Source organism: uncultured Desulfovibrio sp. (genome assembly GCF_944327235.1).
In the GTDB taxonomy this organism is placed as follows: domain Bacteria; phylum Desulfobacterota; class Desulfovibrionia; order Desulfovibrionales; family Desulfovibrionaceae; genus Desulfovibrio.
In genome coordinates this window covers 1-8,615 of the sequence record NZ_CALVHE010000094.1, presented here as the reverse complement: position 1 = coordinate 8,615, position 8,615 = coordinate 1, and the positions used below count along the sequence as shown (strand labels likewise).

Genomic DNA, 8,615 nt, shown 5'->3' with positions numbered 1-8,615 from the left:
TGTTGGTTTGTCTGCTAACTTCCAACTTACCGAATGAGGAAAGGGTGAACAACCTATCGGAACACAACACCTAGGGGAGGACGATGCCCGGATAGCGCGTGCTCTTCACGGCGGACTTGACCATGTTCAGGGCCGCGTGATCATCCCCCGTCAGGGAATAGATGATGAATATCCCGTTGCTGTCCGTCATCCAGAGTCGGCCGGAGACGTTTTCCTTTTCAAAGGGGACGGTAAAGACGTTGCCCTGTCGCTCCACGGGCATGTTGGTCTGGAACATCTGGGCAAACATGGAGGCGATGATGTCCATGCGGGTGCCGTGGGTCTCGCCCGCCACCAGCGTGGCCGCCGCTTTCTTGTCGGCACGCGCCACCACCAGACTGACGTTTTTTTCTTCCCAGGTGGGTTCCATGACCACGTCCCAGCCGTCCGGCACGTCGAAGGTAAAATAGTCGGCATCCAGCGTACGGGCGCAGACATTTTGATTGGCAAGGATGAGCAGGGCCAGGACGAGACAGATGTTTTTCATGGCAGTTTCCTGTAATGAATGAGATTGCGCTCAGCTTAATCGGGCTCGTCCCGGCTGGCAAGCACCTTGTGCCCCCGCTTGCATCGGGAGGGGCGAGAGGCTAGAAGAAGGGGGATCATCCCGCAAGGAGCATAGAGATGACACAAGCTTTCTGTTACTGGTTCACCGGTCTGTCCGGGGCCGGAAAATCCACCATTGCCGGGGAACTGCTGCCGCTGCTGCGCGAACGGGGAGAGAACCCCTTTATCCTGGACGGCGACATCGTCCGGCAGGGACTGTGCCGGGATCTCGGTTTCTCAGAGGCCGACCGGGCGGAGAATCAGCGGCGTGTGGCCGAGGTGGCGTCCATCCTGCTGCAGGCGGGCGTGTCGCCCATCGTGGCCTTCATCTCGCCTCTGGCCGCGGCCCGCGAGAAAGCGCGCCGCATCGTGGGCGCGGAGCGCTTTTTTGAGATCTACATCAATACGCCGCTGGACGTGGCGGAAGCACGGGACCCCAAGGGGCTGTACAAGAAGGTGCGCGCCGGACTGATCGGGGAGTTTACCGGCATCTCCTCGCCGTTTGAAGCGCCGGAGCGGGCGGATTGTGTGGTGCCTACCGTCGACCGCACGCCGCAAGAGTGCGCCCGCCAGATCGTGGACGAACTTTCCGCAAGGAAAAAGGGAGCGTGAGCGGTCATGAGGGCGGAGATCATCGCCGTTGGGACGGAGCTGCTGCTGGGACATACCATCAATTCCGATGCGGCCCATGTGGGGCGGGAGCTGTCCGCGTTGGGCATCGACGTGTTGCACAGCTGCGTGGTGGGGGATAATCCCCAGCGGCTGGAAGACGCCTTGCGCGAAGCGCTTTCGCGCAGCGATCTGGTCATCACCACCGGCGGTCTTGGCCCCACGGAAGACGATTTGACCAAGGAGACCATCGCCGCCGTGCTGGACATGCCTCTGGAAGAGGACGCCGACAGTCTGGAGCGGCTGAAAGAATATTTTGGCGAGCGGCCCATGGGCCCCAATCAATACAAACAGGTCATGCTGCCGCGCGGCTCCCGCGCCCTGCCCAACCGCATCGGCACCGCGCCGGGCTGCTATGCCTGCCGTGCCGACGGCAAGGCCGTGGCCATGCTGCCCGGCCCGCCCCGCGAGCTGCTGCCCATGCTGCGGGAACAGCTCGTGCCCATCCTGGCCGCCCGCACGCAGGCCTGTATCCGCTCGCATATGGTGCGGGCCTTTGCCCAGGGCGAAGGGGACGCCGCCTTGCGCCTGGCCGAGCTGACCGGCTTGGCCAATCCGTCCACCGCCACCTACGCCACGGACGGCGAGATGTTCGTGCGGGTGACGGCCAAGGCGGAAAGCGCCGAAGCGGCCGAAGCCCTTGCCGCGCCCACTCTTGCCCGCGTGCGGGAATTGCTGGGGGATGTGGTCTACGGCGTGGACGTGGACAATCTGGAAAGCGTCGTGGTGCCGGAGCTGGCCCGACGGGGGCAGACGGTAGCCACGGCCGAATCCTGCACCGGCGGGCTGTTGGCCGCGGCCATCACGGACGTGCCCGGCTCCTCGGCCGTTTTCCGTACCGGCGTGGTGACCTATGCCAATGAGAGCAAGACGCGCCTGCTGGGCGTGCCGGAGGAACTGCTTGCCCGTGTGGGCGCGGTGAGCGAGGAGGTCGCCCGCCATATGGCCGCCGCGGTGCGCGAGCGGGCCGGCAGCCACTGGGGCATCGGCATCACCGGCATTGCCGGGCCGGACGGCGGCACGGAGGAAAAACCTGTGGGGCTTGTCTACATCGCGCTTGCCGGGGCCGATCGTACCTGGTTGCGGATCATGCGTCCGCAGGGGCGCTATATGGGGAGGCAGTGGACGCGCCGCCGTGCCGTGGGGCACGGACTGGACATGCTGCGGCGGGCGCTGGCCGGACTGGAAGTGGAATTGCAGGCCTCCACGCGCGGGCGCTTTTGAGATCATTTTTGTCCCGCTGTGCCCTTGCGACAGCGCGGCGATGCGTGACGAAAGCTGCTGGAAACGTCATGCCGGGGAAAGGCGAAAACCCTTCCCCGGCATTTTTTCATAGAGCATTCGCTGTGTGAAATGCTTCGCGTTTCACACCATACGGTCTCTCATTTCGCGGAAAAAACGCGGTCTTTCCCCCTGGCTTGGCCGGGCGGCGCTGTGCCTCCGCCTTGCGTCATGCCTTTTTCACGGGCAAAACGCCTAGAATTCCGTATACTGGCCGAGCCCTTCCCGGTCGCCCAGGGTGGAGAGCACTTGTTCCAGCAGGATGCCCTCGGTATTGACGGTGTTCTGCGTCAGGGTGACGCTGATGCCGCGCGTCACGAAGCGCACGGCGCGCTCCACCGCAAGGGGCAGGCTGTCGCCCTGGAGGAGGGCACCCACGAGGACGCTGGCGAAGACGTCGCCCGTGCCGGGATAGAAGGCGTCGATCCAGCGGCTGCTGACCATCCAGAAGCGACCTTCCGTCCGGTCGTAGGCCACGGAGCCGCAGTAGCCGTCCCGGTAGGCCGGGGCGCTGGTGATGACCACCTGACGCGGTCCCATGTCCGACAGGCGGACGAGCTGGCGCTTGAGATCCTCCGGGGAAAGGTCGGGACGATAGGGCTCGTCCAGCAGGAGGGCGGCCTCGGTAAGGTTGGGCGTCACGATATGGGCAAGCCCGATGAGACGGCGCATGGCGCGCACCATGTCCATGGTCTGGGTGGGCAGGAGGACGCCGTTGTCCGCCAGCACGGGATCCACCAGCGCGAAGCCGGAAGGCTTGAGGAAGTCCCGTATGCAGCGACCGGCGATCTCCACCTGATCCAGATTGCCGAGAAAGCCCGAATACACGCAGTCAAAGCTCAGTTGCAGGCGCTGCCAGTGATCGAGGATGGGGTGCATCTCGCCGGTGAGGTCATGGAAGGTGAAGCCAGTCATGCCGCCGGTCTGGGTGGAGAGCACCGCCGTGGGCAGGGGGCAGGTCTGGATGCCCATGTTGTTGAGGATGGGGATGGCCGCGGTCAGCGAGACGCGGCCGAAGCCGGACAGATCATGGATGGCGGCAACACGGCGCAGGGGAGTGTCGTACATGGCGTTTCATGCTCCTGCCGTCAGGGGCTGACGGCTGTCGTGAAAGGGACGTCAGTCGTTCCCGCGCAGCAGGGTTTCCCGCACCTCACGCCAGCAGGGTGCGGCCTTATCCTTGTCGGAGAGGATGCGCTCCGGCGAATCCGGCCAGACGATGCCGATGTCCGGGTCATCCCAGCGCAGGGAGCCCTCATCCTCGGGATGATAGAAATCCGTACACTTGTAATGGAAATGTGCGGTCTCACTCAGCACCAGGAAACCGTGTGCCATGCCCGGCGGCACCCAGAGCTGATGCTGATTGTCCCCCGTCAGGATAGTGCCGAACCACTGTCCGAAGGTCGGGGAGGAGGGCCGGATGTCCACGATGACGTCAAAGACGCTGCCCAGAGAGACGGAGACCAGCTTGCCCTGCGGATGGCGGCGCTGGAAATGCATACCGCGTAGAGTGCCGCCACGGGAACGGGAATGATTGTCCTGCACAAAGGGCAGACTGAGGCCGACAGCGGCATAGCGATCCCGTTGCCAGGTCTCCACGAAGAAGCCTCGTTGATCCCCCCAGATCTTGGGCCGTATGAGGAGCACGTCAGCAATTTTTGTACGTTCGACTTCCATATGTTCCTTCTCACAGGTTACTTGTCTGATGCAACGGGCGATCGGCAAGGATGATGCCGACCGCTTCGCCCAGACTGGCCGCCCGCAGCAGGGGCGGCTCCTCGTCCGGTAGGGAGATGGTAGTGGAGAGCAGGATGGGCGTGCAGCCCGCGGCCCGTCCGGCGACCACATCACTCATTTTGTCACCGATCATCCAGGAGCGCTCAAGGTCGATGAACCAGTCGTCCGCCGCCCGCAGCAGCATACCGGGGGCGGGTTTACGACAGGTGCAAGCGCCGTTGAGGTCCGGATGGTGCGGACAATGATAAAAGGCGTCGATATGCGCCCCCTGCGCGCGCAGGTCGGCATCCATCCAGTCGTGCAGGGCCTGCATGGCCCGTTCGTCATAGTAGCCGCGGGCGATGCCGGACTGGTTGGTGACCACGATCAGCAGATAGCCCGCCCAGCGCAGACGCGCAAGCGCCGCGGCCACGCCGGGCAGCCAGCGTACATCTTCCGGACGGGAGACATAGCCGAGATCCGCGTTGAGGGTGCCGTCCCTGTCCAGAAAAACGGCCGGGCGCAGGGCCGAAGCAGGGGGATGCACTACCGTCCCTCCTCCTACCAGCCCCGCACGGCGTCCACCAGCTCCAGCAGATACTGTCCGTAACCGGACTTGCAGAGCGGCCGGGCCAGATCCCGGAGGTGGTCGGCGTCGATGAAGCCCTTGCGCCAGGCGATCTCTTCGGGGCAGGCTACCTTGAGGCCCTGCCGGCTCTGGACGGCCTGCACGAAGTTGGACGCCGCCAGCAGGGAGTCGTGCGTTCCCGTATCCAGCCAGGCGATGCCGCGCCCCATGCGGGCCACGCGCAGGCTCCCCTCGCGCAGATAGTGATTGTTGACGTCCGTGATCTCCAGCTCGCCGCGCGCCGAGGGCCGGATGGTACGGGCCACGTCCACGATACGATCGTCATAGAAATAGAGACCTGTCACGGCATAGTTGGAGCGTGGTTCCTCCGGCTTTTCCTCGATGCTGAGAGCGTTGCCCCCCTCGTCGAATTCCACTACGCCGTAGCGGGCCGGATCACTGACATGGTAGGCAAAGACCGTGGCCCCCTCGCTCTGCCGCATGGCCGTGTCCAACAGCCTATCGAGTTCATGCCCGAAAAAGATGTTGTCGCCCAGGATGAGGCAGGCGGGCGCGCCCGCCAGAAAATCTTCGGCCAGCAGGAAGGCCTGGGCCAGACCGTCGGGGTGGGGCTGGACGATGTAGGTGAAGGCGCAACCCCACTGGCTGCCGTCGCCCAGCATGGCCTGAAAGAGCGGCAGATGCTGCGGCGTGGAGATGATGGCGATATCCCGCATTCCCGCCAGCATGAGCACGCTGAGCGGGTAGTAGATCATGGGTTTGTCGTATACGGGCATGAGCTGCTTGCTGACGCCCAGCGTGATGGGATGCAGGCGCGTGCCGGAGCCGCCCGCCAGGATGATGCCCTTGCGTTGCATATCAGCGCCCCGCGTAATTGGTTTCGAGCCACTGACGGTAGGCGCCGCTCTGCACGGCTTCCAGCCAGTCGCCATTGTTGAGGTACCAACGGACGGTGTCACGCAAGCCGGAGTCGAAGCTGTGCCGCGGCCGCCAGCCCAGTTCCCGCTCGATGCGGTCGCAGTTCATGGCATAACGCCAATCGTGGCCCGGACGGTCCGTCACGAAGCGGATGAGGTCGGCATAAGGACCATCGGCGTGGGGACGCTCCTCATCCAGGATGGCGCAGACGGCGCGCGCCACGTCCAGATTGTTGCGTTCGGCCCGTCCCCCGATATTGTAGGAGCGGCCCGGAGTCCCGGCCTCCAGCACGCGGGCGATGGCCGCGCAATGATCCTCCACATGCAGCCAGTCCCGCACGTTCTGCCCCGTGCCGTAGATGGGCAGAGGCGCGCGATCCAGCGCGTTGCGGACGAGCAGGGGGATGAGCTTCTCGGGGAACTGGCGCGGCCCGTAATTATTGGAACAGTTGGTCAGCAGGACGGGCAGGCCGTACGTCTCATGGAAGGCCCGCACCAGATGATCGCTGGCCGCCTTGGAGGCCGCATACGGACTGTTGGGCGCGTAGGGCGTGTGCTCGGTGAAGGCGGGTTCCTCCGGGCCGAGGCTGCCGAACACTTCATCCGTGGAGACGTGCAGGAAACGGAAGCGCCGTTGTTCCTCCTCCTTCAGTGAGCGCCAGTAGGCCAGCACGCAGCGCAACAGGGCGGTCGTTCCCAGCACGTTGGTGCGCACGAAGGCTTCGGGATCGAGGATGGAGCGGTCCACGTGGCTTTCCGCCGCAAAATTGATGACCGCTGAGGGGCGGTGCGTGCGCAGCAGATGGGCCACGAGCTCGCTGTTGCCGATGTCGCCCTGAACGAAAACATGGTCGGCGTCCCCGGCCAGTGAGGCCAGATTGGCCAGATTGCCCGAATAGGTCAGCTTGTCCAGCGTGACGACGGGAGTGCCGGAAGCGCGCGTCTGCAGGACATGACAGGAGCCGATGAAACCGGCGCCGCCGGTGATCAGATGACAGGAATTCATAGGGTATCCTTACTGAGAGTGATACCGCATGGTAGGCGAAGCCCGCACGGACGGCAAGGAAAAAGGCTGCCTTATCCTTATTCCAGAGGGAACTTTCCGGCCCAAGCGCGCAGGATGCGGCGGGGAAAATCCGGCGGCAGGGCGGGCCTCGTCTCCGGATCGAGCGGGATGAGCTCGAGGTGTGCCGCCTGGGGCGCATACATTCGTGTATCTTGGCCGAGCCAGGCGGTGCGCATATTTCGCGACCGCCAGGGGGCGGGGACGCCTCCCGTGCGCGGGAGCAGGCTGTCCAGGAAGCCAGAGGAAGGGGGCAAGGATGAGCGTGGCCAGGATGAACAGGGCCGGGCGGCGGGACATGGGCGACTCTCTTTGGAGTCGCGCCGGCCGTTCAGGACAGGACGGCCCGTCCGGCGGCGACGCCGCTGGCCCAGGCCCAGTGCAGGTTGTAGCCGCCCAGCAGGCCCGTCACGTCCAGCATCTCACCGATGAGGAACAGCCCCGGCAGGAGACGGCTCTCCATACGGCGAGGCTCAACTTCGCGCACGTCGATGCCCCCGCCGCAGACTTCGGCCTTGCGGAAGTCCGCCACGCCTGAGGGCTGGAAACGCCGGGCGTGCACGGCTTCGTACAGTTCTTCCCGCGCCTTGCGCGATAATTCGGCCGCGCGGCGGCGGGCAAGTTCGGGCGGCAGCAGGGCCTCGGCAAGGCGTTGCGGCAGATGCTGCCGCAGCAGAGAGAGCGGGCTCCGCCGTCCGCTTTGCGGATCGTCCAGCAGCGCGCGGAAGGATGTTTCCGGCAGGAGATCCACCTGCACGGACATGCCCGGCTCCCAGAAGAGCGAGGCCTTGAGGGCGGCCGGGCCGCTGAGTCCCTCGTGAGTGAAGAGCAGATCGTCCCGCCAGATCGGGTCACGCGCCAGTGCCGGGGGCAGACCGGCGTCGGGCAGGGAGATGCGCACCGGCAGGCTGATACCCGCCAGCGTTCTCGGCGCGTCGCGGGTCGGGGATGTGGCCGGGGCGCCGGAGACGGAACGAGCGGCGGGCGGCAGGCTCCGACGGGCGGCCGGGGGCAGACGGCGGGGCGGCGTTCGCTGCGGTCCCGCGTCCCGGTCCGGTCCTTCCGCCGGGACTGGGAGCGCGTCAGGAGGCAACAGGAAGGGGGCGAGCGCCGGGAAGGGGGGGACAAGCGTATGGCCGCAGGCCCGCGCCAGACGAAAGCCCGCCGTGGAGCCGCCCGCCTGCGGCCAGGCGGGGGAACCGGCGGCCAGCACCACGGCGCGGGCCAGACAGGGGCCGTCGTCCGTCTCGACGCAAAAGCCGTCCGCCGTGCGACGCAGGGCGCGTACCGCGCGGCGGGTGCGGATGTCCACGCCACGGGACCGGAGGTCCTCCATGAGGCAATGCAGGAGATCGCGCGCCGGGACCGTCAGAAAGAGCTGACCGTGCCCGCGTTCCTCCACGGGCAGGCCCCAGGCCGCCACGAGGCGCTCCATGACCGCCGGGGAAAAAGCGTTCAGGGCCGGGCCGCAGAAGGCGGGATCGCCGCAGCGGTAATGCAGCGGCAGCACGCGGCGGTTGGTGAAATTGGCCTTGCCGCCGCCGCTGATCAGCAGTTTGCGCCCGGGGAGGGCGGCCTGTTCCAGCACGAGGACGCGCAGTCCGCGTCCGGCCGCTTCGCGTGCGCACATGAGACCGGCCGGACCGGCGCCCACCACGAGGACATCCGTCCGCAGGGGGGCGGGGGGCACGGCATTTGACAGCCTTTCGGCTGCCGGACTAGGTGTTGTGTTCCGATAGGTTGTTCACCCTTTCCTCATTCGGTAAGTTGGAAGTTACCAGACAAACCAACAAGC

General features: G+C 65.6%; 10 protein-coding genes. 2 read left to right on the top strand and 8 right to left on the bottom strand.

Translation table 11 applies throughout. The features are described 5' to 3' along the window. Positions 1-70 precede the first annotated feature (70 nt). Positions 71-526 (bottom strand): hypothetical protein, encoded by a 456-nt coding sequence (locus Q0K00_RS10385; protein ID WP_297229268.1) that lies wholly within the window; start codon positions 524-526, stop codon positions 71-73. 137 nt (positions 527-663) lie between these two features. On the opposite strand from Q0K00_RS10385, the gene cysC reads away from it, so the two are divergent. Both cysC and Q0K00_RS10375 read left to right on the top strand, forming a co-directional pair. Continuing rightward, positions 664-1,197 (top strand): adenylyl-sulfate kinase, encoded by a 534-nt coding sequence (gene cysC, locus Q0K00_RS10380; RefSeq protein ID WP_297229266.1) that lies wholly within the window; start codon positions 664-666, stop codon positions 1,195-1,197. Positions 1,198-1,203: 6 nt separating this feature from the next. Then, positions 1,204-2,478 (top strand): competence/damage-inducible protein A, encoded by a 1,275-nt coding sequence (locus Q0K00_RS10375; RefSeq protein WP_297229264.1) that lies wholly within the window; start codon positions 1,204-1,206, stop codon positions 2,476-2,478. Between the two features lie 252 nt (positions 2,479-2,730). Here the strand turns inward: Q0K00_RS10375 and Q0K00_RS10370 are convergent, their stop codons facing one another. The 7 genes from Q0K00_RS10370 to Q0K00_RS10340 form a co-directional block, all read right to left on the bottom strand. Beyond that, the gene (locus Q0K00_RS10370; RefSeq protein WP_297229262.1) at positions 2,731-3,603 is read right to left on the bottom strand and encodes a pyridoxamine kinase; all 873 of its coding nucleotides are present in this window, start codon (positions 3,601-3,603) and stop codon (positions 2,731-2,733) included. A 51-nt stretch (positions 3,604-3,654) separates the two neighbouring features. Beyond that, positions 3,655-4,212, bottom strand: a complete 558-nt coding sequence (gene rfbC / locus Q0K00_RS10365; RefSeq protein ID WP_297229261.1) for a dTDP-4-dehydrorhamnose 3,5-epimerase — start codon at positions 4,210-4,212, stop codon at positions 3,655-3,657. Positions 4,213-4,222: 10 nt separating this feature from the next. Beyond that, positions 4,223-4,798 (bottom strand): D-glycero-beta-D-manno-heptose 1,7-bisphosphate 7-phosphatase, encoded by a 576-nt coding sequence (gmhB, locus tag Q0K00_RS10360; protein WP_297229259.1) that lies wholly within the window; start codon positions 4,796-4,798, stop codon positions 4,223-4,225. 14 nt (positions 4,799-4,812) lie between these two features. Then, on the bottom strand, positions 4,813-5,697 hold the full coding sequence (gene rfbA / locus Q0K00_RS10355; protein WP_297229257.1) for a glucose-1-phosphate thymidylyltransferase RfbA: 885 nt from the start codon (positions 5,695-5,697) through the stop codon (positions 4,813-4,815). 1 nt (position 5,698) lies between these two features. After that, positions 5,699-6,763, bottom strand: coding sequence for a dTDP-glucose 4,6-dehydratase (gene rfbB, locus Q0K00_RS10350; RefSeq protein ID WP_297229256.1), 1,065 nt, complete (start codon positions 6,761-6,763; stop codon positions 5,699-5,701). 77 nt (positions 6,764-6,840) lie between these two features. Continuing rightward, the gene (locus tag Q0K00_RS10345; RefSeq protein ID WP_297229254.1) at positions 6,841-6,966 is read right to left on the bottom strand and encodes a hypothetical protein; all 126 of its coding nucleotides are present in this window, start codon (positions 6,964-6,966) and stop codon (positions 6,841-6,843) included. 185 nt (positions 6,967-7,151) lie between these two features. Continuing rightward, positions 7,152-8,510 carry an FAD-dependent oxidoreductase gene (locus Q0K00_RS10340; RefSeq protein ID WP_297229252.1) on the bottom strand — a complete coding sequence of 453 codons (1,359 nt, stop codon included), beginning with the start codon at positions 8,508-8,510 and terminating at the stop codon, positions 7,152-7,154. Positions 8,511-8,615 lie beyond the last annotated feature (105 nt).

Excerpts from the sequence above, each read along its gene's own strand:
- Q0K00_RS10385 (WP_297229268.1), bottom strand. The coding sequence starts at position 526 with ATGAAAAACATCTGTCTCGTCCTGGCCCTGCTCATCCTTGCCAATCAA.
- rfbC (WP_297229261.1), bottom strand. The coding sequence starts at position 4,212 with ATGGAAGTCGAACGTACAAAAATTGCTGACGTGCTCCTCATACGGCCC.
- Q0K00_RS10375 (WP_297229264.1), top strand. The coding sequence starts at position 1,204 with ATGAGGGCGGAGATCATCGCCGTTGGGACGGAGCTGCTGCTGGGACAT.
- cysC (WP_297229266.1), top strand. The coding sequence starts at position 664 with ATGACACAAGCTTTCTGTTACTGGTTCACCGGTCTGTCCGGGGCCGGA.
- rfbA (WP_297229257.1), bottom strand. The coding sequence starts at position 5,697 with ATGCAACGCAAGGGCATCATCCTGGCGGGCGGCTCCGGCACGCGCCTG.
- Q0K00_RS10345 (WP_297229254.1), bottom strand. The coding sequence starts at position 6,966 with ATGTATGCGCCCCAGGCGGCACACCTCGAGCTCATCCCGCTCGATCCG.
- rfbB (WP_297229256.1), bottom strand. The coding sequence starts at position 6,763 with ATGAATTCCTGTCATCTGATCACCGGCGGCGCCGGTTTCATCGGCTCC.
- Q0K00_RS10370 (WP_297229262.1), bottom strand. The coding sequence starts at position 3,603 with ATGTACGACACTCCCCTGCGCCGTGTTGCCGCCATCCATGATCTGTCC.